Source organism: Aequorivita sp. H23M31, from assembly GCF_004022485.1.
Classification (GTDB): Bacteria; Bacteroidota; Bacteroidia; order Flavobacteriales; family Flavobacteriaceae; genus Aequorivita; species Aequorivita ciconiae.
The window spans coordinates 1,685,126-1,711,777 of sequence record NZ_CP034951.1 but is presented as its reverse complement, the minus strand read 5'-3'; the positions used below and the strand labels follow the sequence as shown (position 1 = coordinate 1,711,777).

The 26,652-nt window shown below is 39.8% G+C and carries 37 protein-coding genes; 35 read left to right on the top strand and 2 right to left on the bottom strand.

What is annotated here, in order from left to right:
• Positions 1-3 precede the first annotated feature (3 nt).
• Positions 4-3,060 carry a SusC/RagA family TonB-linked outer membrane protein gene (locus tag EI546_RS07505; protein ID WP_128249963.1) on the bottom strand — a complete coding sequence of 1,019 codons (3,057 nt, stop codon included), beginning with the start codon at positions 3,058-3,060 and terminating at the stop codon, positions 4-6.
• 117 nt (positions 3,061-3,177) lie between these two features.
• Positions 3,178-4,881, bottom strand: coding sequence for a POTRA domain-containing protein (locus EI546_RS07500; protein WP_128249962.1), 1,704 nt, complete (start codon positions 4,879-4,881; stop codon positions 3,178-3,180).
• Between the two features lie 356 nt (positions 4,882-5,237).
• On the opposite strand from EI546_RS07500, the gene rpsL reads away from it, so the two are divergent.
• The 35 genes from rpsL (at position 5,238) to eno (ending at position 26,574) form a co-directional block, all read left to right on the top strand.
• The gene (gene rpsL, locus EI546_RS07495; protein WP_073215344.1) at positions 5,238-5,612 is read left to right on the top strand and encodes a 30S ribosomal protein S12; all 375 of its coding nucleotides are present in this window, start codon (positions 5,238-5,240) and stop codon (positions 5,610-5,612) included.
• A gap of 66 nt (positions 5,613-5,678) precedes the next feature.
• Positions 5,679-6,155: a 30S ribosomal protein S7 gene (gene rpsG, locus EI546_RS07490; RefSeq protein ID WP_128249961.1), complete on the top strand. Its 477-nt coding sequence runs from the start codon at positions 5,679-5,681 to the stop codon at positions 6,153-6,155.
• Between the two features lie 3 nt (positions 6,156-6,158).
• On the top strand, positions 6,159-8,288 hold the full coding sequence (gene fusA / locus EI546_RS07485; protein WP_128249960.1) for an elongation factor G: 2,130 nt from the start codon (positions 6,159-6,161) through the stop codon (positions 8,286-8,288).
• A gap of 11 nt (positions 8,289-8,299) precedes the next feature.
• Positions 8,300-8,605 (top strand): 30S ribosomal protein S10, encoded by a 306-nt coding sequence (gene rpsJ, locus EI546_RS07480; protein ID WP_010181931.1) that lies wholly within the window; start codon positions 8,300-8,302, stop codon positions 8,603-8,605.
• Positions 8,606-8,898: 293 nt separating this feature from the next.
• Positions 8,899-9,510 (top strand): 50S ribosomal protein L3, encoded by a 612-nt coding sequence (gene rplC, locus EI546_RS07475; protein ID WP_128249959.1) that lies wholly within the window; start codon positions 8,899-8,901, stop codon positions 9,508-9,510.
• On the top strand, positions 9,510-10,139 hold the full coding sequence (gene rplD / locus EI546_RS07470) for a 50S ribosomal protein L4 (RefSeq protein ID WP_128249958.1): 630 nt from the start codon (positions 9,510-9,512) through the stop codon (positions 10,137-10,139). Before rplC ends, rplD begins: the two co-directional genes overlap by 1 nt.
• A 7-nt stretch (positions 10,140-10,146) precedes the next feature.
• Positions 10,147-10,437: a 50S ribosomal protein L23 gene (gene rplW / locus EI546_RS07465; RefSeq protein WP_128249957.1), complete on the top strand. Its 291-nt coding sequence runs from the start codon at positions 10,147-10,149 to the stop codon at positions 10,435-10,437.
• Between the two features lie 26 nt (positions 10,438-10,463).
• Positions 10,464-11,288: a 50S ribosomal protein L2 gene (rplB, locus tag EI546_RS07460; RefSeq protein WP_128249956.1), complete on the top strand. Its 825-nt coding sequence runs from the start codon at positions 10,464-10,466 to the stop codon at positions 11,286-11,288.
• A gap of 3 nt (positions 11,289-11,291) precedes the next feature.
• Positions 11,292-11,570: a 30S ribosomal protein S19 gene (gene rpsS, locus EI546_RS07455; RefSeq protein WP_128249955.1), complete on the top strand. Its 279-nt coding sequence runs from the start codon at positions 11,292-11,294 to the stop codon at positions 11,568-11,570.
• Positions 11,571-11,576: 6 nt separating this feature from the next.
• Positions 11,577-11,987 (top strand): 50S ribosomal protein L22, encoded by a 411-nt coding sequence (gene rplV / locus EI546_RS07450; protein WP_128249954.1) that lies wholly within the window; start codon positions 11,577-11,579, stop codon positions 11,985-11,987.
• 4 nt (positions 11,988-11,991) lie between these two features.
• The gene (rpsC, locus tag EI546_RS07445) at positions 11,992-12,723 is read left to right on the top strand and encodes a 30S ribosomal protein S3 (protein ID WP_128249953.1); all 732 of its coding nucleotides are present in this window, start codon (positions 11,992-11,994) and stop codon (positions 12,721-12,723) included.
• Between the two features lie 18 nt (positions 12,724-12,741).
• Entirely contained in the window at positions 12,742-13,161 is a 420-nt protein-coding gene (gene rplP, locus EI546_RS07440) for a 50S ribosomal protein L16 (protein WP_128249952.1), read from the top strand.
• Between the two features lie 10 nt (positions 13,162-13,171).
• Positions 13,172-13,363 (top strand): 50S ribosomal protein L29, encoded by a 192-nt coding sequence (gene rpmC, locus EI546_RS07435; protein ID WP_128249951.1) that lies wholly within the window; start codon positions 13,172-13,174, stop codon positions 13,361-13,363.
• A 15-nt stretch (positions 13,364-13,378) separates the two neighbouring features.
• On the top strand, positions 13,379-13,642 hold the full coding sequence (gene rpsQ, locus EI546_RS07430) for a 30S ribosomal protein S17 (protein WP_128249950.1): 264 nt from the start codon (positions 13,379-13,381) through the stop codon (positions 13,640-13,642).
• 2 nt (positions 13,643-13,644) lie between these two features.
• The gene (gene rplN / locus EI546_RS07425) at positions 13,645-14,013 is read left to right on the top strand and encodes a 50S ribosomal protein L14 (RefSeq protein ID WP_128249949.1); all 369 of its coding nucleotides are present in this window, start codon (positions 13,645-13,647) and stop codon (positions 14,011-14,013) included.
• 13 nt (positions 14,014-14,026) lie between these two features.
• The gene (gene rplX / locus EI546_RS07420; protein ID WP_128249948.1) at positions 14,027-14,341 is read left to right on the top strand and encodes a 50S ribosomal protein L24; all 315 of its coding nucleotides are present in this window, start codon (positions 14,027-14,029) and stop codon (positions 14,339-14,341) included.
• A 2-nt stretch (positions 14,342-14,343) separates the two neighbouring features.
• The gene (gene rplE, locus EI546_RS07415) at positions 14,344-14,895 is read left to right on the top strand and encodes a 50S ribosomal protein L5 (RefSeq protein ID WP_128249947.1); all 552 of its coding nucleotides are present in this window, start codon (positions 14,344-14,346) and stop codon (positions 14,893-14,895) included.
• A 3-nt stretch (positions 14,896-14,898) separates the two neighbouring features.
• Positions 14,899-15,168, top strand: coding sequence for a 30S ribosomal protein S14 (rpsN, locus tag EI546_RS07410; protein WP_128249946.1), 270 nt, complete (start codon positions 14,899-14,901; stop codon positions 15,166-15,168).
• 93 nt (positions 15,169-15,261) lie between these two features.
• Positions 15,262-15,663: a 30S ribosomal protein S8 gene (gene rpsH, locus EI546_RS07405; RefSeq protein ID WP_128249945.1), complete on the top strand. Its 402-nt coding sequence runs from the start codon at positions 15,262-15,264 to the stop codon at positions 15,661-15,663.
• A gap of 15 nt (positions 15,664-15,678) precedes the next feature.
• Positions 15,679-16,221 carry a 50S ribosomal protein L6 gene (gene rplF / locus EI546_RS07400; protein WP_128249944.1) on the top strand — a complete coding sequence of 181 codons (543 nt, stop codon included), beginning with the start codon at positions 15,679-15,681 and terminating at the stop codon, positions 16,219-16,221.
• Positions 16,222-16,296: 75 nt separating this feature from the next.
• Positions 16,297-16,653 (top strand): 50S ribosomal protein L18, encoded by a 357-nt coding sequence (gene rplR, locus EI546_RS07395; protein WP_128249943.1) that lies wholly within the window; start codon positions 16,297-16,299, stop codon positions 16,651-16,653.
• An 8-nt stretch (positions 16,654-16,661) separates the two neighbouring features.
• On the top strand, positions 16,662-17,186 hold the full coding sequence (rpsE, locus tag EI546_RS07390; RefSeq protein ID WP_128249942.1) for a 30S ribosomal protein S5: 525 nt from the start codon (positions 16,662-16,664) through the stop codon (positions 17,184-17,186).
• Between the two features lie 12 nt (positions 17,187-17,198).
• A complete protein-coding gene (gene rpmD, locus EI546_RS07385; RefSeq protein WP_128249941.1) occupies positions 17,199-17,378 on the top strand; it encodes a 50S ribosomal protein L30 in 180 nt (59 codons plus the stop codon).
• A 14-nt stretch (positions 17,379-17,392) separates the two neighbouring features.
• Complete coding sequence (gene rplO, locus EI546_RS07380) at positions 17,393-17,845, top strand: 50S ribosomal protein L15 (RefSeq protein WP_128249940.1); 453 nt, start codon at positions 17,393-17,395, stop codon at positions 17,843-17,845.
• An 11-nt stretch (positions 17,846-17,856) separates the two neighbouring features.
• Positions 17,857-19,200 carry a preprotein translocase subunit SecY gene (gene secY, locus EI546_RS07375; RefSeq protein WP_128249939.1) on the top strand — a complete coding sequence of 448 codons (1,344 nt, stop codon included), beginning with the start codon at positions 17,857-17,859 and terminating at the stop codon, positions 19,198-19,200.
• A gap of 69 nt (positions 19,201-19,269) precedes the next feature.
• Positions 19,270-19,485 (top strand): translation initiation factor IF-1, encoded by a 216-nt coding sequence (infA, locus tag EI546_RS07370; protein WP_073215417.1) that lies wholly within the window; start codon positions 19,270-19,272, stop codon positions 19,483-19,485.
• 99 nt (positions 19,486-19,584) lie between these two features.
• Positions 19,585-19,701 (top strand): type B 50S ribosomal protein L36, encoded by a 117-nt coding sequence (gene ykgO, locus EI546_RS07365; RefSeq protein WP_009779203.1) that lies wholly within the window; start codon positions 19,585-19,587, stop codon positions 19,699-19,701.
• Between the two features lie 3 nt (positions 19,702-19,704).
• Positions 19,705-20,079 carry a 30S ribosomal protein S13 gene (rpsM, locus tag EI546_RS07360; protein ID WP_128249938.1) on the top strand — a complete coding sequence of 125 codons (375 nt, stop codon included), beginning with the start codon at positions 19,705-19,707 and terminating at the stop codon, positions 20,077-20,079.
• An 11-nt stretch (positions 20,080-20,090) separates the two neighbouring features.
• Positions 20,091-20,492 carry a 30S ribosomal protein S11 gene (rpsK, locus tag EI546_RS07355; protein WP_128249937.1) on the top strand — a complete coding sequence of 134 codons (402 nt, stop codon included), beginning with the start codon at positions 20,091-20,093 and terminating at the stop codon, positions 20,490-20,492.
• Positions 20,493-20,648: 156 nt separating this feature from the next.
• Positions 20,649-21,254: a 30S ribosomal protein S4 gene (gene rpsD / locus EI546_RS07350; protein WP_128249936.1), complete on the top strand. Its 606-nt coding sequence runs from the start codon at positions 20,649-20,651 to the stop codon at positions 21,252-21,254.
• A gap of 21 nt (positions 21,255-21,275) precedes the next feature.
• The gene (locus EI546_RS07345; RefSeq protein WP_128249935.1) at positions 21,276-22,268 is read left to right on the top strand and encodes a DNA-directed RNA polymerase subunit alpha; all 993 of its coding nucleotides are present in this window, start codon (positions 21,276-21,278) and stop codon (positions 22,266-22,268) included.
• 140 nt (positions 22,269-22,408) lie between these two features.
• The gene (rplQ, locus tag EI546_RS07340; protein WP_128249934.1) at positions 22,409-22,930 is read left to right on the top strand and encodes a 50S ribosomal protein L17; all 522 of its coding nucleotides are present in this window, start codon (positions 22,409-22,411) and stop codon (positions 22,928-22,930) included.
• Positions 22,931-23,645: 715 nt separating this feature from the next.
• Positions 23,646-24,767 (top strand): glutamine-hydrolyzing carbamoyl-phosphate synthase small subunit, encoded by a 1,122-nt coding sequence (carA, locus tag EI546_RS07335; protein WP_128249933.1) that lies wholly within the window; start codon positions 23,646-23,648, stop codon positions 24,765-24,767.
• 61 nt (positions 24,768-24,828) lie between these two features.
• Positions 24,829-25,104 carry a DUF1016 N-terminal domain-containing protein gene (locus tag EI546_RS07330; RefSeq protein ID WP_128249932.1) on the top strand — a complete coding sequence of 92 codons (276 nt, stop codon included), beginning with the start codon at positions 24,829-24,831 and terminating at the stop codon, positions 25,102-25,104.
• Between the two features lie 183 nt (positions 25,105-25,287).
• The gene (gene eno, locus EI546_RS07325; RefSeq protein ID WP_128249931.1) at positions 25,288-26,574 is read left to right on the top strand and encodes a phosphopyruvate hydratase; all 1,287 of its coding nucleotides are present in this window, start codon (positions 25,288-25,290) and stop codon (positions 26,572-26,574) included.
• Positions 26,575-26,652: the final 78 nt, after the last annotated feature.

Genomic DNA, 26,652 nt, shown 5'->3' with positions numbered 1-26,652 from the left:
TTTTTAGAATTCAAGATTTACACCAAAGGAAATAGTACGTGGGTTTGGATACTGACCTAATGAATAGTTAACATATCCTTCAGGGTCAAATCCTCTCCATTTTGTCCATAACAAGAGATTTTCTCCTTGTACAAATACATTCAATCCTTTAATAAAGGTTCCGTCCAATGTTTCTTGTGGGAAACTATATCCAAGAACCGTGCTACGTAGTCTTACAAAAGATGCATCAAATAAGTATCGATCAGATGAACCATCGAAGTTCTTATTGCTGGCGGTTAGAGATGGAAAGTTAGCGTTTGTATTCTCAGGAGTCCAAGCATCTAGAAGGTCAGCTGAAACGTTGTAGTTTGCAACGGTAGAAGCAGCACCTTCATACAACCAGAATAATGCGTTATCCCACTTGTAGAAATCAGCTTGGAAAGAGAACGCTACGTCAAGATAGAAACCTTTGTAATCAGCGTTCAAACCAAATCCACCAACATATTTTGGAAGGTTAGATTTACCAGTATAAACTGCATCTTCAGGAACAGGGTTTTCAGTAACTGAGCCATCAGCAGCATTAAATAAAAGCTCACCATTCTCTGGGTTTACACCAACGTATTCGTACATATAGAACTGGTTTACTGGACCATTCAAAGCTTGACCTGACCCTCCTGGATCAATAGCTTCTGTTTCTAGAGCAGTAATCTCGTTATGGTTGTAAGAACCGTTAGCATATACAGCCAAGTTGAAATCCTTATTTCTCAACATTTGATATCTCAGGTTAAGTTCCACACCTTTATTTGTGATTTCACCATTGTTACCTTTAATACTGTACTGTCCGGTAATGGCCGATAGGTCCATTTGGTTGAACAATTTGCTAGTGATTTTTTGGTAAACATCCAAGTTTCCAGATAATCTGTTGTCAAACAAAATCCAGTCCAAACCAATGTTTGCTTGAGCTGTTTCCTCCCACTGAACATCAGAGTTTCCAATAATAGGGAAGTAAGTAGGAAGGTTCATATATCCTTGACCGGTGTCATTAGTATCATATACTAAATCTGAATCCAAATATAGAGGGTTGGTATCAGGAGCAGGGATAGAAAGAATTTGGTTTCCAGTCACACCGTAAGAAGCTCTTAATTTCAAAAGGTTTACAGTAGTGCTAGTGCTAAGAAATTCCTCGTCACTTATTACCCATCTTGCAGCAGCAGACCAGAAAGTACCCCATTTTTTGCTATCAACAAACTTATTGGTAGCGTCACGTCTAATGGTAGCTCCGATCCCGTATTTTTTGTCATATTCATAATCGAATGTACCAAAGTAAGAGAAAGAACCAGCATCTATTTTATTCAAAGCAACAGTAGGAATGTAATCATCACCATCTCTTGGAGCAAAACCAGTTCCTGCACCAAATTCCCAAGTTCTTTCAATCAGACCATATTTTTGTAGGTAAGAATATCTATAGTTAGCTTTTACGTATTCCATATACGCGCCAGCCTTAATACGGTGATTCCCAAAAGTCTCATCATAATTCAAACTGGTAACAGTTGAAAAGGTTGCATCTTGAGTGTTAGTCTTTCTTTCCAATCCAGGGAAGTCCAAATTAGCTCCTCTAGCTACAGCAATTGCCAAATAGGAATAGGGAGCACGTGCGAAACCTCTTGTTTGGTGCTTATAATCCATACCCATTTTGTTTCTAACTTTCAATCCTTTAACAATTTCGTATGCAACTGAGAAGTTTGCCAAAATACTAGTCTCGGTAAACTCGTTAGGATAGTATCCAGGTCTTAGAATGTCTTCTAGTACAAGGTTGGAGTTACCTCCGTCGAAGTTTGTTCCGATACCCTCAAACAATTCTATACCACTTGAGTACTGTCCGGCTGCAACATAAGGCAATCCTAACAACGAGCCGAATAGAGGGTTTTGGATAACGCTGTTGTTAATACCACCATTTGTCTCACTATCCAATTGATGTCTCTTGGAGTAAGCTGTAGCAATACTTCCTTCGTAAGTCAATTTTTCGTTAGCGGATTTACCGTCAACATTTGCACGAACGTTAAATCTCTGGAAATCTGTTGTTGGTACCATACCTTCAACATTGGTATAACCAAGACTGAAATAAGACTTGCTTTTTTCAGATCCTTGTTGGAAAGATAGGTTGTGCTGGGTGTTAATACCAGTACTAAAGAACTCGTCTCTCCAATTTGTGTTAATTGGGTAGTTAGCTATTTCCTCGTCTGTTAGGGTTTTACCCAATCCAGTGTTTACTCTTTTTTGAAGAGTTAAGCTCTGGCGAGCATCAGCTAGGTTGTAGTCATTTGAAGGCAAAGTAAATGCTCCATACATTGTCTCATACTTTACCGTAAGAGGTTGGTTGAATTTACCTGATTTTGTGGTAATTACAATTACCCCGTTTGCTCCTCTGTTACCGTAAATTGAGGTAGCGTGAGCATCTCTTAGAATAGTAACCGATTCAAAATCATTTTGGTTTAGGTTTCTAAATTGGGCAGATCCCATTACGATACCATCAACAACAATCAATGGATCGGATGAAGCGTTTATAGAGTTTCTACCACGGATGAGTACGTCGATCTGCGCAGATCCAGGAGAACCTGAATTTGACTGGATAACAGCACCAGGGCTATTTCCTTGCAACGTATTCAAAAACGAACCACTAGGACGAGACTCAAATGTCTCTGCGGTAATGGTCGTTTGTGCACCCATTGATTCCTTTTTAGTGATACTTTGGTCATAACCCATAATTACCACTTCCTCCAAGGATTCTCCGGGAGCCATTTTTACGTTTATTGAATTTGAAGCCCCAATTTTAATTTCTGGAGAATCATATCCAACATAACTAAATACCAAAGTCTGGCCTACACTAGCTTGAAGGGAGTAATTTCCGTCAAAGTCTGTTTGGGTTCCAGAATTGGTGTTTTTTATGATAACGTTTACCCCAGGAAGAGGCACTCCGTTATCATCGGTGACATTACCTGTGATTGTTTTTTGTTGTGCGAAGGTAAGCTGCACAACCAACGCTAGCAACAGCGTTAGAATTCCACTAAACTTTGTTCTCATTTTATATATTTTTGAATTAGCCAACGGCAAAAATCCTAATAAAAAGTTAATTACACAAGCATTTTGAGGTTAAATTTTGAGGGCCCTCTTTTCGCGCCCAAAGCCTAATAAGGCCTGTCAAAATCGAGAAGTAACACTAACGTGAATTTTTATGTTCCCTAAATCGAAGTTTTGTTCTTGGGTGCTTCCATTTGCAACGATAAATCGGAACAGGCCGGCTTTTGTAGTTAATCCTAAGCCAAAACCAAAGCTGTACAGTTTTTGCCTGAGATCTAGAGTTGGGTTTTCAAAATATGCAAAGTCAATTATGGAATGCGCGAACACGGATTCATTGAATTGATATCTATATTCCGTATTTAATACTGAAAAGAGAGAGGCATCTATACTGTTTTCATCAAATCCACGGATACTGTTGATGCCCCCAAACCGGAAAAGTTCATTTACTAGGTAAGTTTCGCTGAAAAGAGCATTGGCGGTTAATTGAGCAAAGATGGAATTTTTATGATTTAAGTAGAAAATATTGTTCAGTCTTGTTTCTGCGAGATATTGATTTTCCTTTTCTTTTTTGCTCTCTCTGTTTCCCAACCCGAAATCCAGCGATAGATAAGTTTTTATTGGGAACAACCGTTTATTTTGATTTTTGATGTAATTGGCCCCCGAAAGAATAAATTTGGATTTCGAATCTTCAATGGGAGTTCCTACAAGTATTTCGTCCAGAAGATTGCTGGACTCAAAGCCGCGATATCCTATATATGTTTGACTGGATGGATTTATCTGATAGGTAATCCGCAATTGTTGTTCTGTGGTAACAAAACTCGAGTCGCGTTTAAAAATTTTAAGTTCCGCACTTACCCCAAAGGGAGTTGCGAATAAATAGGGTAGTGTTGCCTTGGTTCGGAATTCCACTTGCTCTTTTCCATCGGCCTTATAATTAAGGAGAAATTGTTCCCCGTAATTTAGATTGTTATTCAACTGGAGGTTTAAATATCCATTGAGTTCCAGTTTTTGCGTTTCCTCATCGGTAGCGAAACCTAATATGCCTTCAAATTGGTTGTGGTTCTGTTTTTCCAGATAAAAATATACAATAGTCGAATCTTTTCTGAAGAGCGCTTCAGGTGCCTTTGTTGAGGATGCAAAACCAAGACTGTTCAGGTTTTCGTTTTTCTTAATCAGTTTTTGTCTGTCAAATATTTTCCCCTTCTTTATTCCAGCGTAATATTTTAAAAACGATTTTGGAAATTTTTCATAACCTTTAATTGCAATTGAATCTACCGTTCTGATGTTCCCATGGTCCAGAAATAGTGTTGCTGTCAATTCGTCATTTTCATCCTTTTCAATTTCGGTAAGTTTAACTCGGGCAAAGGCATTTCCTTTTTGGTTTTGAATGGTGGCCAGTTTTGTTAGCGACAGTGGGGTTTTTTCGAAAGGAAGAAGAAAGTAGGTGTCGGTAATTTGTGAAGAGATTTTCTGAAGTTCTTTTGGTGAGAAATCATTCTTGGAATAGTAAATCTTGAGAGTATTATATTTCCTTCCTAAATAAAAGTCGGCAATATAGGTACTGTCATCTTGCTTTTTCAATTCCCGCAATTCCGAATCAATATAGCCCATATGAAGAAGCGACAAAAAAACAGTATCGGTTTTCTGTTTAACCATATCAAAACCATTATAGCTGGATTGAAGTTGTAACGAATCCCTCAAACCTTGTGAAAGCGGTTTTTCGGCCTTGATAATAAGCGTGGTTTCTTGCGCGTTTATTCCGATGAGAAAACAGCTTATTATATTAAGGTATAGGAAAAGGTAAGGAGGTTGTTTTAATTTCAACTTTTATATTTGTTTGTTTTTTGAGCCAAGGGCCAAGATAATGGGCGCATTTCATTCAAAAATTCTGTTTGGCCCGGAATCTCAAAGTTTACATTTTATCTCTTCCCAGGCGGAAACTAAATGATAATCGTCTTGTATCATCCAGCATCCGTTATCCGGCATCCGGCATCCAGCACCTCATCATTCCCTCCCAAAACTAACGTTTCATCTCCCTTTTTCATATTCAAATTAAAAAAATATTTAAAGCATACTGAAAATTAATTCGATAGGGTTTGATTAGTAGAAAAAAAATTCTACATTTGCATCCCCTAAAAATAGGGGTGTTTTATTTTAAACAGTAATAATACATATTTTATATGCCAACAATTTCACAATTAGTACGTAAAGGAAGGACCAGAATAACCAAGAAGAGTAAATCGGTTGCTTTGGATTCGTGCCCACAACGTCGTGGTGTTTGTACGCGTGTATATACTACTACGCCAAAAAAACCAAACTCTGCTATGCGTAAAGTAGCAAGGGTAAGGCTTACAAATGGTAAGGAAGTAAACGCATACATCCCAGGCGAAGGTCACAATCTCCAAGAGCACTCGATAGTATTGGTTAGAGGTGGAAGGGTAAAAGATTTGCCAGGGGTTAGGTATCACATTGTTCGTGGCGCATTGGACACCGCAGGTGTTGCAGGCCGCACGCAACGTAGATCTAAGTACGGAGCAAAACGCCCAAAGAAGTAAAATGAAAACGGGTTATAGGTCGATCGTGTTAAACAATTGACTTCTTAGCCATTAACAAAACAAGAAATGAGAAAAAAACAGGCCAAGAAAAGACCCCTTTTGCCAGATCCTAGGTTTAACGACCAGTTGGTTACGCGTTTTGTAAACAACATGATGTGGGACGGAAAAAAGAGTGTGGCTTTCAAAGTTTTCTATGATGCAATGGACATTGTAGAAGAAAAGAAACAAGACGACGAGAAAACATCACTGGAGCTATGGAAAGATGCTCTTTCCAATGTTATGCCCCACGTAGAGGTACGTAGCCGTAGAGTTGGGGGTGCAACCTTCCAGATTCCTATGCAAATACGTCCAGACCGTAAAATTGCTACTGCAATGAAGTGGTTAATTGTTTATTCAAGAAAAAGAAACGAGAAATCTATGGCCGCTAAATTAGCTGCTGAGGTCCTTGCCGCTGCAAAAGAGGAAGGAGCTGCTGTTAAGAAGCGTATGGATACTCATAAAATGGCAGAAGCTAACAAAGCATTCTCACATTTCAGATTCTAAACAATGGGAAGAGATTTAAGTTATACAAGAAATATTGGAATTGCCGCGCATATCGATGCCGGTAAGACTACAACAACTGAACGGATACTTTTTTATACTGGTGTAAACCATAAATTGGGCGAAACCCACGAAGGTTCGGCTACAATGGACTGGATGGAGCAAGAACAGGAGCGTGGTATTACCATTACTTCAGCTGCTACCACCTGTAAGTGGAAGTTTCCTATGGAGAATGGAGAGCCTACTCCGGAAACCAAAGAATACCACTTTAATATTATAGACACTCCTGGCCACGTGGACTTTACCGTAGAGGTGAACCGCTCGCTACGGGTTCTTGATGGATTGGTATTTTTGTTTAGTGCTGTTGACGGTGTTGAGCCTCAATCAGAAACTAACTGGAGATTGGCTGATAACTATAAAGTGCCACGAATTGGTTTCGTTAATAAAATGGACCGAAATGGAGCTAACTTTTTGGCAGTTTGCCAACAGGTTAAGGATATGTTGGGTTCCAACGCTGTGCCAATCGTTTTGCCTTTAGGTGATGAAGCCGACTTCAAAGGAATCGTTGATTTGGTTAAAAACCGTGCAATTGTTTGGCACGATGAATCATTCGGTTCAACTTTTGACGTTGTTGAAATTCCTGAAGATATGAAGGAAGAAGTTCGTATGTATCGTGGTAAGCTTATTGAAGAAGTTGCCGCTTATGACGAGAACCTTCTTGAAAAATATATGGAGGATGAGGATTCCATCACAGAAGATGAAGTGCACGCTGCGCTTCGTGCTGCTGTAATGGATATGAGTATTATTCCTATGATATGTGGTTCTTCTTTTAAAAATAAAGGAGTTCAGTTTTTGATTGATGGTGTTTGTCGCTACCTACCTTCTCCAATGGATAAGGAAGGTATTAGAGGGATTAATCCGGATACCGAAAAAGAAGAATTGCGTAAGCCTTCAACCGCTGAGCCTTTTGCTGCTCTTGCATTTAAGATTGCTACCGATCCTTTTGTTGGTCGTTTGGCTTTCTTCCGTACCTATTCAGGTCACTTGGATGCAGGTTCTTATGTTCTTAATAACCGTACTGGTAACAAAGAGCGTATCTCACGTATCTATCAGATGCACGCTAACAAGCAAAATGCAATTGATTTTATTGAGGCAGGAGATATTGGAGCTGCAGTTGGTTTTAAGGATATTAAAACAGGTGATACACTATCTGCCGAGAAATTCCCAATAGTTTTGGAAAGTATGAACTTCCCTGATCCTGTAATCGGGGTTGCGGTTGAGCCTAAAACCAAGGCGGATGTTGATAAATTGGGTATGGCTTTATCTAAGCTTGCCGAAGAAGATCCAACTTTCCAGGTACGTACAGATGAGGCTTCGGGTCAAACAATTATTTCTGGAATGGGCGAGCTTCACTTAGATGTACTTATCGACCGTTTGCGTCGTGAATTTAAAGTAGAAGTGAGCCAAGGTCAGCCACAAGTTGAATACAAGGAGGCATTAACAAAAGCTGCCAACCACAGAGAAGTTTACAAGAAGCAATCTGGTGGACGTGGTAAATTTGCCGATATCGTATTCACATTGGAGCCTGCTGAGGAGGGAAAGGTTGGTCTTGAATTCGTAAACGAAGTAAAAGGTGGGAACGTTCCTAAAGAATTTATTCCTGCAGTTGAAAAAGGTTTCAGACAAGCAATGGTAAATGGTCCATTGGCAGGTTTTGAAATGGATAGTATGAAGGTTACATTGAAAGACGGATCTTTCCACCCTGTGGATTCTGATGCACTTTCTTTTGAACTTGCCGCTAAAATTGGTTACAAAGCCGCTGCAAAAGCTGCTGGTGCTGTAATCCTAGAGCCTATTATGAAACTTGAGGTATTGACTCCTGAAGAGAATATGGGTGATGTGGTTGGTGACCTTAACCGTCGTCGCGGACAGGTTAACAATATGAGCGACCGTGCAGGTGCAAAGGTTATTAAAGCCGAAGTGCCACTTTCAGAAATGTTCGGTTATGTAACAACCTTGAGAACATTGTCTTCAGGCCGTGCAACTTCCACTATGGAATTTTCACACTATGCGCAAACTCCTTCAAATATTTCTGAAGAAGTAATTGCAGCAGCAAGAGGAACCGCTAACGTATAATAATTTCAGCAATGAGTCAAAAAATAAGAATAAAGCTAAAATCTTACGATCACAATTTGGTGGACAAATCTGCTGAGAAAATCGTTAAGACAGTAAAGAGTACCGGTGCTGTAGTTACAGGTCCGATTCCTTTGCCAACACACAAAAAAATATTTACAGTTCTGCGTTCTCCGCACGTGAACAAGAAAAGTAGAGAGCAATTCCAATTGAGTTCTTACAAGAGACTTTTGGATATCTACAGTTCTTCTTCAAAAACGATTGACGCTCTAATGAAACTAGAGTTGCCAAGTGGAGTTGAAGTAGAGATTAAAGTGTGATGAAATTCAGAATTCAGAATTCAGAATTCTGAATTGTTAAAATGTCCCGCGCTTGTTAGCAACGGAAAAACGGTAAACAAAGTAACATTCGGGATCGAATTTATTTTGATCCCGTTTCTTTTGAAATAGAAGATTCTTTTCCCTTTTCCGCCGCTGCGGACGGAATTTTTTTCGCAATCCATCGGGGCGGAAGGGGAAAAGGGAAAAAATGGAATAGAAAACAAAAATAATCGGAGGAAGACTGTAGGAACCGAATTCTACATTCTGAATTCATAATTCTTAATTAAATAAATATGTCTGGGTTAATTGGAAGAAAGATAGGGATGACCAGCATCTTTGACGAGAACGGAAAAAATATTCCGTGTACCGTTATTGAGGCAGGCCCTTGTGTTGTCACCCAAGTCAGAACCAAAGAGGTTGACGGGTACAACGCTCTTCAACTTGGTTTCGATGACAAGAAGACTGTAACTAAAGCTGCCGAAGGGCACGCCAAAAAAGCAGGAACCGTTGCAAAACGCAAAGTCGCCGAATTCAAGGATTTTGAAGAGGATTACAAATTAGGCGACACCATTACTGTGGAGCATTTTATCGAAGGTGAATACGTGGATATCGCAGGTACATCTAAAGGTAAGGGTTTCCAAGGGGTTGTTAAACGTCACGGTTTTGGCGGTGTTGGTCAAGCCACACACGGTCAGCACAACCGTTTGCGTGCGCCGGGTTCTATTGGAGCTGCATCATATCCTGGAAGAGTATTTAAGGGTATGCGTATGGCGGGCCAAATGGGGAACGCGAGAGTAAAAATTGATAATTTAAAAGTTTTGAAAGTGATTCCAGAAAAGAATCTACTTGTGGTAAAAGGAGCTGTTCCTGGCCATAAAAACTCTTATGTAATGATCGAGAAATAATGAAGGTAGCTGTATTAGATATAAACGGAAAAGACACAGGCCGGAAAGTTGAACTTTCTGCAGAAGTGTTCGGGATAGAGCCTAACAATCATGCGGTTTATCTTGATGTGAAACAATACCTGGCCAATCAAAGACAAGGTACTCACAAATCAAAGGAACGTGCTGAGATTTCTGGTTCTACTAGAAAGATTAAGAAACAAAAAGGTACAGGTACAGCCCGTGCGGGTAGTATCAAATCTGGAATTTTCAAAGGTGGTGGAAGAATGTTTGGACCACGCCCAAGAAATTATTCTTTCAAATTGAACAAAAACCTAAAGCGTTTGGCGCGTAAATCTGCCTTGACAATGAAAGCAAATGAAAACGCAATTGTTGTTATGGAAGATCTTAAATTCGATGCCCCAAAAACGAAGAATTTCACAAAAGTTTTGAAAGGATTAGGGCTTGAAGACAAAAAATCCTTATTTGTGTTGGGAGACATAAATAATAATGTATATTTGTCCTCTCGCAATTTGAAAGGTACTGAGGTCGTAACAGACTCGCAATTAAGTACTTACAAAATTATGAATGCAAACAGTGTAGTGCTGTTTGAAGGTTCTTTGGAAGGAATTGAATCAAACTTAAGTAAATAGAAACGAGATGAACATCTTAATTAAACCTATAATTACGGAAAAAGCCACCAAAAGTGCTGAAGATTCTAATGTCTTCACATTTGAAGTGCACCCGAAGGCGAATAAGATAGAAATCAAGAAAGCGGTCGAGGCCACTTACGGAGTTTCTGTTGATAAAGTTCGCACAATGAATGTCCGCCCGAATAGGAAGACCCGTTATACAAAAACAGGTGTCCAAACTGGTAAAACGAATGCTTGGAAAAAAGCGATCGTACAGGTGGCGGAAGGTGATACAATAGATTTTTACAGTAACATTTAAGGAAACTTAAATTTAATTAGACACAAATGTCAGTAAGAAAATTAAAGCCAATCACCCCAGGTCAGCGTTTTAGGGTTGTTAATGGTTTTGACGCCATTACAACCGATAAGCCGGAGAAATCACTGATTGCTCCGATGAAAAAATCTGGTGGTAGAAACAGTCGAGGAAAAATGACCATGCGCAATTTAGGCGGTGGGCACAAAAGAAGATATCGAGTTATCGATTTTAAACGTGACAAAGCAGGAATTCCTGCAGAAGTTGCAACTATTGAATACGATCCAAACCGTACAGCGTTTATCGCACTTTTAAACTATCAAGATGGTGAAAAGCGATATGTAATTGCGCAGAGCGGACTACAAGTTGGAACAAATATCGTTTCCGGAGAGGCAGTTGCCCCAGAAATCGGAAATGCCATGCCACTTTCAGGAATCCCTTTAGGTACTATTATTTCCTGCATCGAACTTCGTCCAGGTCAAGGAGCTGTTATGGCTCGTAGCGCTGGTGCTTTTGCACAGCTAATGGCTCGCGATGGTAAATATGCTACTATTAAATTGCCTTCTGGCGAAACAAGATTGATCTTGGTTAACTGTATGGCTACAATTGGAGCTGTATCAAACCACGACCATCAATTGCTTGTTTCCGGTAAGGCTGGTAGAAGCAGATGGTTGGGCAGAAGACCAAGAACGAGACCAGTAGCGATGAACCCAGTAGATCACCCAATGGGTGGTGGGGAAGGTCGTGCCTCTGGAGGTCACCCACGTTCAAGAAAAGGTATCCCTGCAAAAGGTTACAGAACCCGTACTAGAACGAAAGCAAGTAATAAATACATCTTAGAACGTAGAAAGAAATAAGTTATGGCAAGATCGTTAAAAAAAGGACCGTACGTTCATTATAAACTTGACAGAAAAGTTGAACAAAACGTTCAGGACAATAAGAAGACCGTAATCAAAACCTGGTCACGAGCTTCAATGATTACTCCAGATTTCGTTGGGCAGACTATCGCAGTGCACAACGGGCGCCAGTTTGTACCTGTGTACGTCACAGAGAATATGGTGGGACATAAACTAGGAGAATTTTCACCTACAAGATCTTTCCGAGGTCACGCAGGTGCTAAAAACAAAGGTAAAAAATAAGAGGCCATGGGAGTTCGTAAAAGAGAAAGAGCAGAAGCAATCAAGGAAGCCAAGAAGACTATTTACATGGCCAAATTGAACAATTGCCCTACTTCGCCAAGAAAAATGCGTTTAATGGCAGACTTGGTTAGAGGTGAGAAAATAGACAAAGCACTTAATATTTTGAAGTTTAGTTCTAAAGAATCTTCACGTAAATTGGAGAAATTACTTTTGTCTGCCATCAATAACTGGCAACAAAAGAACGAAGACGCTTCAGTAGAAGATGCAGATCTTTTTGTTAAGGAAATCCGTGTGGATGGTGGTACAATGTTGAAAAGACTTCGTCCAGCTCCACAAGGCCGTGCACACAGAATTAGAAAACGCTCCAACCACGTTACCTTGGTTTTGGCAGCAAACGATAACACACAAAGCAAATAATTAAATGGGACAGAAGACAAATCCAATCGGGAATCGCTTAGGTATCATTAGAGGTTGGGAATCCAACTGGTACGGAGGCAACGACTACGGCGATAAATTGGCCGAGGACGACAAGATCAGGAAGTATATCCACGCTCGTTTAAGTAAAGCTAGTGTGAGTAGAGTAATTATTGAGCGTACGCTTAAGCTTGTAACCGTTACTATAACCACTGCCCGTCCCGGTATCATTATCGGTAAAGGTGGTCAGGAAGTAGACAAGCTAAAAGAGGAGCTTAAGAAAATTACAGATAAAGAGGTACAGATCAACATTCACGAGATCAAAAGACCTGAACTTGACGCCTATTTGGTAGCTGCAAGTATTGCACGCCAAATTGAAAGCCGTATTTCTTACCGTCGTGCCATTAAAATGGGAATCGCGGCAACAATGCGGATGAATGCCGAGGGTATCAAGGTTATGATCTCAGGACGTTTGAACGGTGCAGAGATGGCACGTTCAGAATCCTTTAAGGAAGGACGTATCCCTTTGTCAACTTTCAGAGCCGATATTGACTACGCTTTAGTTGAGGCACACACTTCTTACGGAAGATTGGGTGTTAAAGTATGGATTATGAAAGGCGAAGTATATGGAAAGAGAGAGCTTTCTCCACTTGTAGGTCTATCGACTGGCAAAAAGAGTGGTGGTAAAGCAGGAGCTCCAGCAGGACGCGGTGGCAATAAAGCACGCCGTAGAAAGTAATTTTTTAAATAGAAGAAAATGTTACAACCTAAAAGAACAAAGTACCGTAAGCAGCAAAAAGGCCGTATGAAAGGCGATGCCGGTCGAGGCACTCAGCTTGCTTATGGAACCTTCGGTATTAAATCGTTGGAATCAGAATTTCTTACAGCAAGACAAATTGAAGCTGCACGTATTGCCGCTACACGTTATATGAAAAGAGAAGGTTCTATCTGGATTATGATATTCCCAGATAAGCCAATTACCAAAAAACCTCTTGAAGTACGTATGGGTAAAGGTAAAGGTGCTGTTGAATACTACGCTGCTATCGTAAAACCTGGAAGAATGCTTTTCGAAGTTTCAGGTGTATCTATTGAAACAGCAAAGGAAGCATTGCGCCTTGCAGCACAAAAACTTCCTGTAAAAACTAAATTTGTAATGTCTCGGGATTTCCAAGCTTAATTTTTGAACTATGAAACAATCAGAGATAAAAAACGCATCGACGGCTGAACTTCAGGAAGCATTGGCTGACTCCAAAAAAGCATTCATTGACCTGAAAATGGCTCACACCATTTCGCCTTTGGAAAATCCAATCCAACTTAGAACCCAAAAAAGGGCGATAGCAAGAATAGCTACCGAATTAACTAATAGAGAAGTGCAATAATTGTACAGCTGAAAGATGGAAGAAACTAAAAGAAATCTAAGAAAAGAGCGTATTGGGGTAGTAACCAGTAACAAAATGGACAAATCCATTGTTGTGTCAGAGGTTAAAAAGATCAAGCACCCTATGTACGGAAAATTCGTGACCAAAACTAAAAAGTATGTGGCCCACGACGAGACAAACAACTGCAACGAAGGTGATAAAGTAAGGATCATGGAAACACGGCCCTTGAGCAAAACCAAATGTTGGAGATTAGTAGAAATAATTGAAAGAGCGAAGTAATTATGTTACAACAAGAATCAAGACTCAAAGTCGCCGATAATACAGGAGCAAAGGAAGTTCTTTGCATACGCGTGTTGGGCGGAACAAAAAGAAGGTATGCTTCAATTGGTGATAAGATTGTGGTTTCAGTTAAAGAATCTACACCTAATGGAAACATTAAGAAAGGAGCCGTTTCTACCGCAGTGGTAGTACGTACCGTAAAGGAAGTAAGAAGACCTGACGGTTCTTACATCCGTTTCGATGATAACGCTTGTGTGCTTTTAAACCCACAGGGCGAAATGAGAGGAACCCGTGTTTTTGGACCGGTAGCAAGAGAGCTTCGCGACAAGCAATTTATGAAAATAGTATCATTGGCACCTGAGGTGCTTTAATATGAAAACTAAGATGACAAAGCTTAAAATAAAATCTGGGGATACAGTAGTAGTTACCGCCGGCGACCACAAAGGGTCTGAAGGAAAGGTATTGAAAATATTCCTTGACAAAAACAAAGCAATCGTAGAGGGAGTAAACGTGGTTTCAAAACACGAGAAGCCAAGCGCAAGTAATCCACAAGGTGGTATTACTAAAAAAGAGGCTCCTATCCACATTTCCAATCTTTCATTGGTTGATCCAAAATCTGGAAAAGCAACCCGTGCAGGATACAAAATGGAGAATGGTAAGAAAGTACGGTTTTCAAAACAATCGAATCAAGCAATATAGTTATGGGATATACACCAAGACTTAAAGAAGAGTACAAAGGCAGAGTGATCAATGCACTTACCGACGAATTTGGTTACAAAAACGTCATGCAAGTACCAAAATTAGAGCGCATCGTTGTTTCCCGCGGAGTGGGTGCAGCTGTGGCTGACAAAAAACTTATTGACTATTCGGTTGATGAGTTTACTAAGATAACCGGGCAAAAAGCGGTATCGACAAATTCTAAAAAAGACGTTGCAAACTTCAAACTTCGTAAGGGAATGCCTATCGGTGTGAAAGTTACATTAAGAGGTGAACGTATGTACGAATTTTTGGATAGATTGATTACTTCAGCTCTGCCTAGGGTACGTGACTTTAACGGAATTAAAGCAACTGGTTTTGACGGAAGAGGAAATTACTCTTTGGGAATTACCGAGCAGATTATCTTCCCAGAAATCGATATCGATAAAGTGAAGAAAATTGAAGGGATGAACATTACGTTCATCACTTCCGCAGCTACCGATAAAGAAGCGAAATCATTATTACAGGAATTGGGATTACCCTTTAAAAAGAACTAAGAGATGGCTAAAGAATCAATGAAAGCCCGCGAGGTGAAGAGAGAAAGAATGGTTGCCAAGTATGCTGCCAAACGTAAAGCTTTGAAAGAGGCTGGCGATTGGGAAGGATTGCAAAAGCTACCAAAAAACGCTTCTCCAGTACGTTTGCACAATCGTTGCAAGCTTACCGGAAGACCAAGAGGTTACATGAGAACCTTTGGTATTTCTCGAGTTACCTTCCGCGAAATGGCGAACCAAGGTCTTATCCCAGGTGTTAGAAAAGCATCTTGGTAGAAACCTTTATTTGGTCAACAAGAACAATAGTATAAACTGGTGGCAGGTTTGGTCCAATGATGGGGCAAAAACCACTTCCGCAAATATCCATAAATGAATACAGATCCAATTTCAGATTATCTAACACGGGTTAGAAATGCTGCCAAAGCTGGGCATCGCGTTGTAGAGATTCCAGCATCAAATCTAAAAAAGGAGATTACAAAAATCCTTTTTGATCAGGGCTATATTCTGAGCTATAAATTTGATGACGAAAGTACCCCACAAGGTATCATCAAAATAGCTTTGAAGTATGACAAGATTACAAAAGAGTCCGTGATCAAGAAAATTCAAAGAATAAGTAAACCAGGTTTACGTAAATATGCTGGTTCCCACGATCTTCCTCGCGTGCTTAACGGCCTTGGTATTGCCATAGTATCAACTTCTTCGGGAGTGATGACAGGCAAGCAGGCAAAAGCCGAGAATGTTGGAGGCGAAGTTTTATGTTACGTTTACTAAAAAATAGACAAAGAAATGTCAAGAATAGGTAAAAGCCCGGTATCGATCCCACAAGGAGTTACAGTTGATGTAAAAGACAACGTAATTACCGTAAAAGGAAAATTAGGCGAGTTGTCTCAGGAGTTTTCTGATATAACCGTGAAAGTAGAAGATAACCACGTAATTGTGGAACGTCCTTCCGAATCGAAAGATCACGTTGCAAGACACGGTCTTTACAGATCCCTTATCAATAATATGGTACACGGGGTTAGCGAAGGTTGGACAAAGAATTTGGAATTGGTTGGTGTGGGGTTCCGTGCCAGTAACCAAGGACAAAAATTGGATTTGGCTTTAGGTTTCTCTCACAACATTGTTTTGGACATCGCTCCGGAAGTAAAAGTTGAGACCGTTTCAGATAAAGGTAAAAACCCAATAGTAAAATTGACCTCTCACGATAAGCAATTGGTTGGACAAGTAGCGGCTAAGATCCGTAACTTCCGTAAGCCAGAGCCTTACAAAGGAAAGGGTATCAAATTCGTTGGAGAACAATTAAGAAGAAAAGCAGGAAAATCTGCATAAAAATATTTTTCGGTCATTGGAATTTATCGGGAGTCCGATAAGTATTTAATCCGAAATCTAAAATCTAAAATCGACATGGCATTATCAAAATACGAAAGAAGAGCTCGCCTGCGAAGGAGAATTAGAAAAACTGTTGAGGGGACTGAAAGTCGTCCACGTTTGGCTGTTTTCAGAAGCAATAAGGAAATATATGCTCAGATTATCGATGATGTAAACGGAAAGACTATTACCGCTGCATCTTCAAGAGATAAGGATATTGACGCTTCAAATGGAAACAAATCTGAAGTGGCAAAAATGGTAGGAAAATTAATCGCCGAGAAGGCTGTAAAAGCTGGGGTTGATACCATCGCTTTTGACAGAGGAGGTTACCTATATCACGGAAGAGTAAAATCATTAGCTGAAGGTGCACGCGAAGGTGGCCTTAAATTCTAAGTAGCATTATGTATCAAGATTATAAAAACGTAGAATTAGTAAAGCCTGTTGGACTTGAATTAAAGGACCGATTGGTAGGTGTACAACGTGTAACCAAAGTTACCAAAGGTGGTAGAGCTTTCGGGTTTTCAGCTATTGTAGTTGTGGGTGACGAAAAAGGAGTGGTAGGCCAGGGTCTTGGGAAATCCAAGGATGTGGCAAGCGCCATTGCTAAGGCAATCGAGGATGCCAAGAAAAACTTGGTTCGTATTCCACTTAACAAAGTAACACTTCCACACGAACAAAAAGGGAAATATGCGGGTGCCCGTGTAAACCTTATTCCTGCTGCCCCTGGTACAGGAGTTATTGCTGGTGGTGCTGTGCGTGCGGTATTGGAATCCCTAGGAGTTCACGATGTTTTGTCAAAATCACAAGGGTCTTCAAATCCACATAACGTGGTAAAGGCTACTTTTGATGCGCTATTGCAAATGCGAAGTGCACAGACAATCGCCGACCAAAGAGGAATTTCACTGGATAAGGTCTTCAACGGATAAAAACATAGCGAGATGGCAAAAATTAAAGTAACAATGGTTAAAAGCGTTATTAAGCGCCCTAAAACCCAGAAAAGAATCATGGAATCATTGGGTCTTCGCAAGATGAACCAAACGGTTGAACATGAGGATACTCCAAGCATTCTTGGGATGATCAATAAAGTTAATCACTTGGTTTCTGTTGAAACCGTATAAGGAACACACGAAAGATGGATTTAAGTAACTTACAACCCGCCGCAGGATCGGCGAAAAACAAAGGCAAGCGAGTAGGTCGCGGACAAGGTTCCGGTAAAGGTGGTACTGCCGCCCGCGGACATAAAGGAGCAAAATCACGTTCAGGATATTCCAAGAAAGTTGGATTTGAAGGTGGACAAATGCCCCTACAACGTCGTGTGCCTAAATTTGGTTTTACCAATATTAACCGAGTTGAGTATAAGGGAATCAACATTGATACCTTGCAACAATTGGTTGATGATAAAGTATTGAATGATACCGTAGATTTTGAAACCTTGGTAGGTTTGGGTCTAGCTCGAAAAAGCGAAATGGTGAAGATATTGGGAAGAGGAGAAATTAAAGCTAAATTAAAGGTGTCAGCCCACAAATTTACTGCCTCGGCTAAAGAAGCTATAGAAGCAGCCGGTGGAGAAGTAATAACATTGTAATAGGGAATAGGATGAAATTTATCGAAACCTTAAAGAATGTTTGGAAAATTGAAGAGCTCCGCAATCGCATCATGCTTACGCTTGGATTGCTTCTTGTGTACCGTTTTGGGGCGCAGGTAGTTTTGCCAGGTATTGATGCCGATATGTTGGCTTCATTTGCCGGTAAATTTGATTCCGGTGGTCTTACAGGATTGCTTAATGCATTTACAGGAGGGGCTTTTGCCAATGCTTCTGTTTTTGCTTTGGGTATTATGCCCTATATCTCTGCCTCCATTGTGGTGCAGTTAATGCAGATTGCCGTACCCTATCTTCAGAAACTTCAGAAGGAAGGGGAAAGTGGTCGTAAGAAAATCAACCAGATCACCCGTTGGCTAACAATAGGTATCTGTTTGGTTCAGGCTCCCAGTTATCTAGCAGGTCTTCCAGCAATGGGCGTTCCAGCAGAAGCTTTTGTAATGGGACAAAGCGTAATGTTCTACGTTTCTTCAGTAATCATTTTGGTTACAGGAACGATATTTGCAATGTGGTTGGGTGAGAAAATTACCGACAAAGGTATCGGAAACGGGATATCCATCCTTATTATGGTAGGTATCATCGCTAGACTGCCACAATCTTTTGCTCAGGAATTTATTTCCAGAGTTGTAGAATCCAATGGCGGGGCGATTATGATACTTATTGAATTGGTAATCTGGTTCGTAATTATCCTGTTATCCGTAATGTTGGTAATGGCAGTACGTAAAATTCCTGTACAATATGCCAGAAGAACTGCAAGTGGAAGCTATGAAAAGAATATCTTTGGCGCACGCCAATTTATTCCTCTAAAATTAAATGCTTCTGGAGTAATGCCAATCATTTTTGCCCAGGCAATTATGTTCGTGCCTTCTGCAGTAGCAAGTCTTTCTGAAAGCGATATGGCTCAAAGAGTACAGGCTACTTTTAGTGATATTTTCGGGTTTTGGTATAATTTGGTATTTGCGGTTTTGATTATCATATTCACCTATTTCTATACGGCGATTACGGTTCCTACCAATAAAATGGCAGACGACCTTAAACGAAGTGGAGGATTTATTCCTGGGATTAAACCAGGAGGACAAACCGGAGAATATTTAGATAAAATAATGTCGCAGATAACCCTTCCTGGTTCCATATTCTTGGCGTTGATTGCAATATTTCCTGCCTTCGTCGTCAAATTGATGGACGTACAGCAAGGTTGGGCATTATTTTATGGAGGGACCTCGCTACTTATTATGGTTGGGGTTGCTATAGACACTATGCAACAGGTAAACTCCTATTTATTGAACCGTCATTACGATGGCTTGATGAAGAGTGGAAAGAATAGAAAAGCTGTAGCTTGATCTAGTAGAGAATATACAGTAGTATAAACTATAATAGACAATAAGAATAAATAATACACAATAAATTAAATGGCTAAACAAAACGCAATAGAGCAAGATGGGAGCATAGTGGAAGCACTTTCAAATGCAATGTTCCGTGTGGAGTTGGAAAACGGTCACGTAGTGACTGCGCACATTTCTGGCAAAATGCGTATGCACTATATTAAATTGTTGCCTGGAGATAAAGTAAAGCTCGAAATGAGTCCTTACGATTTGACCAAAGCAAGAATTACCTATAGATACTAATCCCGCAGAATATCGGGAGGACCTCACGGTTTATTAAGAAAAGAATGCAATTGAGATGAAGAGTTTCATCTCACCCTTAAAAAACAAATACAAAGAGAGATGAAAGTAAGAGCATCCGTAAAAAAGAGAAGTGCCGACTGCAAGATTGTTCGCAGAAAAGGTAGATTATATGTAATTAACAAAAAGAACCCAAAGTTCAAACAAAGACAAGGATAAGTTATGGCAAGAATCGCAGGTGTAGATATCCCAAAACACAAAAGGGGTGTAATCGCGTTAACGTATATCTTTGGAATCGGTAAAAGCCGTGCACAAGATATTCTGAAAAAAGCCGGGGTTGACGAAGACAAAAAAGTAAGCGAGTGGAACGATGATGAAATCGGAGCTATTCGTGATGCTGTAGGGTCTTTCAAAATCGAAGGTGAATTACGTAGTGAAGTTCAATTGAGCATTAAACGCTTAATGGATATTGGATGTTATAGAGGAATTCGTCACAGATCAGGTCTTCCATTGAGAGGACAACGAACTAAGAATAACTCTCGTACAAGAAAAGGAAGACGTAAAACAGTCGCTAACAAGAAAAAAGTGACTAAATAATACCTAAGGTTATGGCAAAGACAAGTCAAAAAACTACAAAAGCAGTTAAGAAACGAAAGGTTAATGTTGAATCAGTGGGTGAAGCACATATTACAGCTTCCTTTAACAACATTATCGTATCGTTGACAAATAAGAACGGAGATGTTATCTCTTGGTCCTCGGCCGGTAAGATGGGTTTCCGTGGATCTAAGAAAAACACTCCTTATGCGGCCCAATTGGCCTCAGAGGAATGTGCAAAAGTTGCGCACGACGCTGGTTTGCGCAAAGTAAAGGTATATGTTAAGGGTCCAGGAAACGGTAGAGAATCTGCCATTCGTTCTATCCACAATGCTGGAATTGAAGTTACCGAGATCGTTGACGTTACCCCAATGCCGCACAACGGATGTCGCCCTCCAAAGCGTCGTAGAGTTTAATAATTTTCGATTTACGATTTACGGTTGTAGATTTTCTTCAATCGTAAATCGTAAATCGTATTTCAGAAATCAATAAGTATCAACTGAAGATATATAGAAACTAGAGGATAGCATAAGACCTTAATTTAGTTTTTCTTCAAAACCCAACAATTAGAAATGGCAAGATATACTGGTCCAAAAACAAAAATCGCCCGTAAATTCGGGGAAGCAATCTTCGGAGACGACAAATCTTTCGAAAAGAGAAATTACCCTCCAGGACAACACGGGAACACCCGTCGTCGTGGAAAAAAATCTGAATATGCTATTCAGCTTACTGAAAAGCAAAAAACCAAATATACCTATGGTATCTTGGAGCGTCAGTTCAGAAATATGTTTAAAAAAGCGAACGCTGCCCCCGGAATTACAGGGGAAGTTTTGCTTCAACTATGTGAATCACGTTTGGATAACGTAGTTTACAGAATGGGGATTTCTCCAAGCCGTTCAGGTGCTAGACAACTAGTTTCTCACCGTCATATTACGGTAAACGGAAATAGCGTGAATATCCCTTCTTACCAATTGAAAGCTGGCGATGTTGTTGCTGTTAGAGAAAAATCAAAATCTCTTGAAGCTATCAATTCTTCTTTGGCAAATGCCAATCACGTTTACGAATGGATTACTTGGAATGGCGATAAGAAGGAAGGAACATTTGTTTCAGCTCCAGAGCGCATCCAAATACCAGAAAACATCAACGAGCAGTTGATCGTTGAATTATATTCTAAATAACAAAAACACACAAAGTCAATTATGGCAATATTTAGTTTTCAGAAGCCTGATAAAGTTATAATGGTAAATTCTACCGATTTCGAAGGAAAGTTTGAATTCCGTCCTTTGGAACCCGGTTATGGACTTACTATTGGTAACGCATTAAGACGCGTACTTCTTTCATCATTGGAAGGATTCGCCATTACCTCAGTTCGTATCGAGGGTGTGGATCACGAATTTTCAACGATTGCGGGAGTTGTTGAGGACGTTACCGAAATTATTTTGAACCTAAAGCAAGTTCGTTTCAAAAGACAAATCGACGAGATAGACAACGAAACCGTTACTATTTCGGTCTCTGGAAGTGAGCAGTTGAAAGCTGGGGATTTCCAAAAATTCATTTCAGGATTCCAAGTATTGAACCCAGAGTTGGTTCTTTGCAATATGGATCCTAAAGTTAGTTTGAATTTCGAAATTACTATCGAAAAAGGTCGTGGTTACGTTCCTGCTGAAGAGAACAAAAAAGCTAACGCACCTTTGGGTACCATTTTTATGGACTCGATCTATACGCCTATCAAAAACGTAAAGTACAGTATTGAAAACTTTAGGGTAGAGCAGAAGACCGATTATGAAAAATTGGTATTCGAAATCCAGACAGACGGATCTATCCATCCAAAAGATGCCTTGACCGAAGCTGCAAAAACATTGATCCACCACTTTATGCTGTTCAGCGATGAGCGCATTACCTTGGAAGCAGATGAGATTGCACAAACTGAGACTTATGATGAAGAATCTCTTCATATGCGCCAGTTGCTTAAAACAAAATTAGTTGATATGGACCTTTCGGTTCGTGCGCTAAACTGTTTGAAAGCTGCAGAGGTTGATACTTTGGGTGACCTTGTATCCTACAACAAAAATGATTTGATGAAATTCCGAAATTTTGGTAAAAAATCACTTACCGAGCTTGAAGAGCTTGTAAGTATTAAAGGACTTAACTTCGGAATGGATCTTACAAAATACAAATTAGATAAAGACTAGAGGACTTTAGATTTCGGATTTACGATTTTAGATTGCTAAAATCGTAAATCTAAAATCGTAGATCGTAAATCAATTTAATCCATCATAGTTTGCTCTCCGATGAACGGATCTTGTAGCAAGATGATGAAATCAAAAATGTCATGAGACACGGAAAAAAACACAATCACCTAGGTAGAAAAACCGCCCACAGACACTCAATGTTGGCCAACATGGCAAACTCATTGATTGAGCACAAAAGAATCAACACTACTGTTGCAAAAGCAAAGGCCTTAAAACAATTTGTTGAGCCATTGGTTACCAAGTCTAAAGAAGATACCACTCACAATCGTCGTTTGGTTTTCGCAAAGTTGCGTCAAAAAGATGCTGTTGCCGAACTCTTTAGAACTGTTGCGCCAAAAGTTGGAGATCGTCCAGGGGGATATACCCGAATCATTAAGTTGGGAAATCGTTTAGGTGATAATGCAGATATGGCAATGATCGAGCTTGTTGATTTCAACGAAATCTACAATGCCGGTAAAGCTACCAAGAAGAAAACCACACGTAGAAGTCGTCGAGGTGGTGCTGCAACCACAGATACTGCTACTGCATCTAAAGCTGATAAGGACCAGAAAAAAGCTGCTCCGGCCAAGACTAAAAAAGATGCTAAGAAAGAGGAGGAATAGATTTTCTTCCTTACATGTTTTTAAAAAGGCTGTCCTGTTTTGGATGGCCTTTTTAATTTTAAACAAATGGATTGAGATATGGCAATCAAAATTGAATTACCTGGTTTTTTTATTTTATTTAAAAAATTGATTTTCGGAATTTTACTTTTGTAACCATAACTCAAAATCTTGATTCCGGAATTTTATCTTTATCCAAGGAGACAATTATCTGCTCTAGTACGTGTTCTGTTGGTTGCACGCCTAGAAAATTCTATATTGGAGACGGAGTATGGGAATGGGGCTCTACTTATTGTTCTTATGGATGTAGTAAAACATCCAGTTTAACCCTTAAGAGTTGCAAGAGGGTTGACGTTACAGGATAATTATTTGTATTTGAGTAATTCGAGTGAGGAAGATAATTTTAAACAGATCTACATAACTTGTTTTGGCGCTCAAAACTGCTTGCCAAACATTTTTATAATTGACGGAAAGAGATTGTGGGGTTGTGGTGAAACCGTTACTTGTCTTTTGGAGCCCAATTTGGCAAGTTGTAAATCCTACCAATCATTTTTATTGCACGATTAATTGAATTCCATTTCAATAAGTAACAAAGGGATAAGCGGTTTCGTTTATCCCTTTTTTTTATACTACTTTTGCAAAGATTTTTTGAGAAACCTAGATTGTTACCCTGAGCTTGTCAAAGGGTTGAGACCAGAAACCTAAAACCCTTCAAACAATGAATTACCAAACACGAAAAAAAGCATTAATTTTACTTGCCGACGGAACCATTTTCTACGGAAAAGCTGTTGGAAATAAGGAAGGTTCAGCCTTTGGAGAAGTCTGTTTTAATACTGGAATGACAGGATATGAGGAGATTTTTACAGATCCATCTTATCACGGTCAAATTATGGTCGCCACTTCCGTTCATATTGGAAATTATGGAGTAAGCGATGAAGAGATTGAATCTGAAGGAATAAAGATTGCCGGTTTGGTCGTTCGAAATTTTAGTTACCATTATTCCCGTCCCGCTGCCGATGGTTCGTTGGAAGAATTCTTAAATAAGAATAATCTTCTAGCCATTAGCGATGTAGATACACGGGCATTGGTAAATTATATCCGCGACAATGGAGCGATGAACGCAGTTATTACCACCGAGGTGGATAATATAGAGGAACTTAAAAAGCAATTGTCTGAAATTCCAAATATGGACGGGCTTGAGCTGGCTTCTAAGGTTTCTACTAAAGAACCTTACTTTGTTGGAAACGAAAATGCCAAATATAGAATCTCCGCCCTTGATCTTGGAATTAAAAAGAATATTTTGCGCCGATTTGCAGAACGTGATTGTTATATAAAGGTATTCCCTTACGATGCTACCTTTTCCGATATGGAAGCTTTTACTCCTGATGGCTATTTTATTTCAAATGGTCCTGGAGATCCACAGCCTCTAACAGGTGCTATTGAGTTGGTAAAAACTATTTTGGATAAGGAATTGCCAATGTTCGGAATATGTCTGGGCCATCAAATGTTGGCGTTGGCAAATGGAGTTTCCACCTATAAGATGCACAATGGCCATCGCGGGATAAACCATCCCGTAATGAACCTAATAACCGGAAAGGGAGAGATAACCTCACAAAATCATGGTTTTGCAATAAACAGAGAAGAAGCAGAAGCAAATGCGGAATTGGAGATTACCCACGTACATTTAAACGATCATACAGCTGCTGGAATCCGTATGAAAAACAAGCCAGCATTTTCTGTACAATATCATCCTGAAGCCAGTCCAGGTCCTCACGATGCAACATATCTTTTTGATCAGTTTATCGATAGTATGGAAAAATATAAATTGCAAACAGTTTAGATTCTTGAAATTCCAAACCTGACTTGTTTCCAAAACCTGTCAGGTTTTTTTAATTTTCCCGATGGATTTAGATACATTTAAAACTCCTGAATATACAAATTGGATTGCCGATCTGAAAAGTAAAGTTCAGTCGGCTCAAATAAAAGCAGCTTTATCTGTAAATAGAGAACTTCTTTCACTTTATTGGGAAATTGGAAAATCAATTTCTTCCAAAATAGAAAGTTCAAATCGGGGTTCTTCTATTGCTTACGAATTGTCAAAAGATTTAAAAAATGAATTTCCGGATCAAAAAGGATTTTCAAGAACCAATTTATTCTCGATGAAAAAATGGTTTTAATTTTATAACATTTCAAATTTAACGAATGAAAAAGTCCAACAGCTTGTTGAACAAATACCTTGGGGACAATTAAGTAAGTCAATTCCCAAAGATCTAAAATCAAGTCTACCAACTATTGAAAAGATTGAAAGGGAGCTTTCAAAAAACACTTAAAATAAATAATAACAATAAAAAATAATTCCAATGAGCATTATAATAGACGTAAAAGCCCGCCAAATTTTTGATTCCCGTGGTAATCCAACTGTGGAGGTGGACGTCATTACCGAAAGTGGTTTTATGGGCCGTGCTGCTGTTCCATCGGGAGCATCTACCGGTGAGCATGAAGCGGTGGAACTTCGTGATGGGGGAAAAAGCTATATGGGCAAGGGAGTTTTAAAAGCTGTTGAGAACGTCAACGGGAAAATTGCACAGACTTTATTGGGAATGGATGTTTTTGATCAGGAACTTATCGATAAAACCATGATCGATCTGGATGGTACGAAAAACAAATCAAAACTAGGAGCCAATGCCATTCTCGGAGTTTCCCTTGCTTGTGCAAAAGCGGCCGCAAATGAATTGGGGATGCCGCTTTACCGTTATGTGGGTGGAGTAAGTGCCAAAACCCTTCCTGTGCCAATGATGAACATCATCAATGGAGGTTCCCATAGTGATGCGCCAATTGCTTTTCAGGAATTTATGGTGATGCCAATAAAAGCTAAAAATTTCACCCATGCTATGCAAATGGGCTCGGAGATTTTCCATAGTCTTAAAAAGGTATTGCACGATCGTGGTTTGAGCACTGCGGTTGGAGATGAAGGGGGATTTGCTCCTACCTTGGACGGAACGGAGGATGCTTTGGATACGATTGCAAAGGCAACTAAAAACGCAGGCTATAAATTGGGAGATGATGTAATGATAGCATTGGATTGCGCTGCTGCTGAATTTTATGTTAAAAAGAAATACGATTACTCCAAATTTGAAGGTGAAAAAGGAAAAGTGCGTTCCTCTCAAGAACAAGCCGATTATTTGGCGGAACTCTGTGAAAAATATCCAATAATTTCTATCGAGGATGGAATGGATGAGAACGATTGGGAAGGTTGGAAATATTTAACCGAGAAAATTGGCGATAAAGTTCAATTGGTTGGAGACGACCTATTTGTAACCAATGTGGAAAGGCTCTCCCGTGGTATTTCTGAAAAAATAGCCAATTCAATTTTAATCAAAGTAAACCAAATCGGTACTTTAACTGAAACCATTGCCGCAGTAAATATGGCTCACCATGCGGGCTATACCTCCGTAATGTCCCATAGAAGTGGCGAAACTGAAGACAATACCATTGCTGATCTTGCGGTGGCGCTAAATTGCGGACAAATTAAAACTGGCTCAGCCTCCCGTAGTGATAGAATGGCTAAGTATAACCAATTGTTGCGTATAGAGGAACAATTGGGGGATGTGGCATTTTACCCCCAACGTAGTGCTTTCAAAATTTAATTTTTGATTAAAAACCTTGCAAACGCAGGGTTTTTTAATTTGGATGCCCTGGAAATACTAGGAAGATCTTTAAGTAAT

What these genes read in the sequence shown, in the direction of transcription:
- EI546_RS07505 (WP_128249963.1), bottom strand. Translation starts at nt 3,060, where the DNA reads ATGAGAACAAAGTTTAGTGGAATTCTAACGCTGTTGCTAGCGTTGGTT.
- EI546_RS07345 (WP_128249935.1), top strand. Translation starts at nt 21,276, where the DNA reads ATGGCAATATTTAGTTTTCAGAAGCCTGATAAAGTTATAATGGTAAAT.
- rplD (WP_128249958.1), top strand. Translation starts at nt 9,510, where the DNA reads ATGAAGGTAGCTGTATTAGATATAAACGGAAAAGACACAGGCCGGAAA.
- rpsK (WP_128249937.1), top strand. Translation starts at nt 20,091, where the DNA reads ATGGCAAAGACAAGTCAAAAAACTACAAAAGCAGTTAAGAAACGAAAG.
- rpmD (WP_128249941.1), top strand. Translation starts at nt 17,199, where the DNA reads ATGGCAAAAATTAAAGTAACAATGGTTAAAAGCGTTATTAAGCGCCCT.
- rplX (WP_128249948.1), top strand. Translation starts at nt 14,027, where the DNA reads ATGACAAAGCTTAAAATAAAATCTGGGGATACAGTAGTAGTTACCGCC.
- carA (WP_128249933.1), top strand. Translation starts at nt 23,646, where the DNA reads ATGAATTACCAAACACGAAAAAAAGCATTAATTTTACTTGCCGACGGA.
- eno (WP_128249931.1), top strand. Translation starts at nt 25,288, where the DNA reads ATGAGCATTATAATAGACGTAAAAGCCCGCCAAATTTTTGATTCCCGT.
- rpsG (WP_128249961.1), top strand. Translation starts at nt 5,679, where the DNA reads ATGAGAAAAAAACAGGCCAAGAAAAGACCCCTTTTGCCAGATCCTAGG.
- rplQ (WP_128249934.1), top strand. Translation starts at nt 22,409, where the DNA reads ATGAGACACGGAAAAAAACACAATCACCTAGGTAGAAAAACCGCCCAC.
- EI546_RS07330 (WP_128249932.1), top strand. Translation starts at nt 24,829, where the DNA reads ATGGATTTAGATACATTTAAAACTCCTGAATATACAAATTGGATTGCC.
- rpsL (WP_073215344.1), top strand. Translation starts at nt 5,238, where the DNA reads ATGCCAACAATTTCACAATTAGTACGTAAAGGAAGGACCAGAATAACC.
- rpsC (WP_128249953.1), top strand. Translation starts at nt 11,992, where the DNA reads ATGGGACAGAAGACAAATCCAATCGGGAATCGCTTAGGTATCATTAGA.
- rpmC (WP_128249951.1), top strand. Translation starts at nt 13,172, where the DNA reads ATGAAACAATCAGAGATAAAAAACGCATCGACGGCTGAACTTCAGGAA.
- rpsH (WP_128249945.1), top strand. Translation starts at nt 15,262, where the DNA reads ATGAATACAGATCCAATTTCAGATTATCTAACACGGGTTAGAAATGCT.
- rplP (WP_128249952.1), top strand. Translation starts at nt 12,742, where the DNA reads ATGTTACAACCTAAAAGAACAAAGTACCGTAAGCAGCAAAAAGGCCGT.
- rplW (WP_128249957.1), top strand. Translation starts at nt 10,147, where the DNA reads ATGAACATCTTAATTAAACCTATAATTACGGAAAAAGCCACCAAAAGT.
- fusA (WP_128249960.1), top strand. Translation starts at nt 6,159, where the DNA reads ATGGGAAGAGATTTAAGTTATACAAGAAATATTGGAATTGCCGCGCAT.
- rpsD (WP_128249936.1), top strand. Translation starts at nt 20,649, where the DNA reads ATGGCAAGATATACTGGTCCAAAAACAAAAATCGCCCGTAAATTCGGG.
- rplR (WP_128249943.1), top strand. Translation starts at nt 16,297, where the DNA reads ATGGCATTATCAAAATACGAAAGAAGAGCTCGCCTGCGAAGGAGAATT.
- rplN (WP_128249949.1), top strand. Translation starts at nt 13,645, where the DNA reads ATGTTACAACAAGAATCAAGACTCAAAGTCGCCGATAATACAGGAGCA.
- rpsM (WP_128249938.1), top strand. Translation starts at nt 19,705, where the DNA reads ATGGCAAGAATCGCAGGTGTAGATATCCCAAAACACAAAAGGGGTGTA.
- rpsJ (WP_010181931.1), top strand. Translation starts at nt 8,300, where the DNA reads ATGAGTCAAAAAATAAGAATAAAGCTAAAATCTTACGATCACAATTTG.
- ykgO (WP_009779203.1), top strand. Translation starts at nt 19,585, where the DNA reads ATGAAAGTAAGAGCATCCGTAAAAAAGAGAAGTGCCGACTGCAAGATT.
- rplF (WP_128249944.1), top strand. Translation starts at nt 15,679, where the DNA reads ATGTCAAGAATAGGTAAAAGCCCGGTATCGATCCCACAAGGAGTTACA.
- rpsQ (WP_128249950.1), top strand. Translation starts at nt 13,379, where the DNA reads ATGGAAGAAACTAAAAGAAATCTAAGAAAAGAGCGTATTGGGGTAGTA.
- rpsN (WP_128249946.1), top strand. Translation starts at nt 14,899, where the DNA reads ATGGCTAAAGAATCAATGAAAGCCCGCGAGGTGAAGAGAGAAAGAATG.
- secY (WP_128249939.1), top strand. Translation starts at nt 17,857, where the DNA reads ATGAAATTTATCGAAACCTTAAAGAATGTTTGGAAAATTGAAGAGCTC.
- rpsE (WP_128249942.1), top strand. Translation starts at nt 16,662, where the DNA reads ATGTATCAAGATTATAAAAACGTAGAATTAGTAAAGCCTGTTGGACTT.
- rplO (WP_128249940.1), top strand. Translation starts at nt 17,393, where the DNA reads ATGGATTTAAGTAACTTACAACCCGCCGCAGGATCGGCGAAAAACAAA.
- rplE (WP_128249947.1), top strand. Translation starts at nt 14,344, where the DNA reads ATGGGATATACACCAAGACTTAAAGAAGAGTACAAAGGCAGAGTGATC.
- rpsS (WP_128249955.1), top strand. Translation starts at nt 11,292, where the DNA reads ATGGCAAGATCGTTAAAAAAAGGACCGTACGTTCATTATAAACTTGAC.
- rplB (WP_128249956.1), top strand. Translation starts at nt 10,464, where the DNA reads ATGTCAGTAAGAAAATTAAAGCCAATCACCCCAGGTCAGCGTTTTAGG.
- rplC (WP_128249959.1), top strand. Translation starts at nt 8,899, where the DNA reads ATGTCTGGGTTAATTGGAAGAAAGATAGGGATGACCAGCATCTTTGAC.
- infA (WP_073215417.1), top strand. Translation starts at nt 19,270, where the DNA reads ATGGCTAAACAAAACGCAATAGAGCAAGATGGGAGCATAGTGGAAGCA.
- rplV (WP_128249954.1), top strand. Translation starts at nt 11,577, where the DNA reads ATGGGAGTTCGTAAAAGAGAAAGAGCAGAAGCAATCAAGGAAGCCAAG.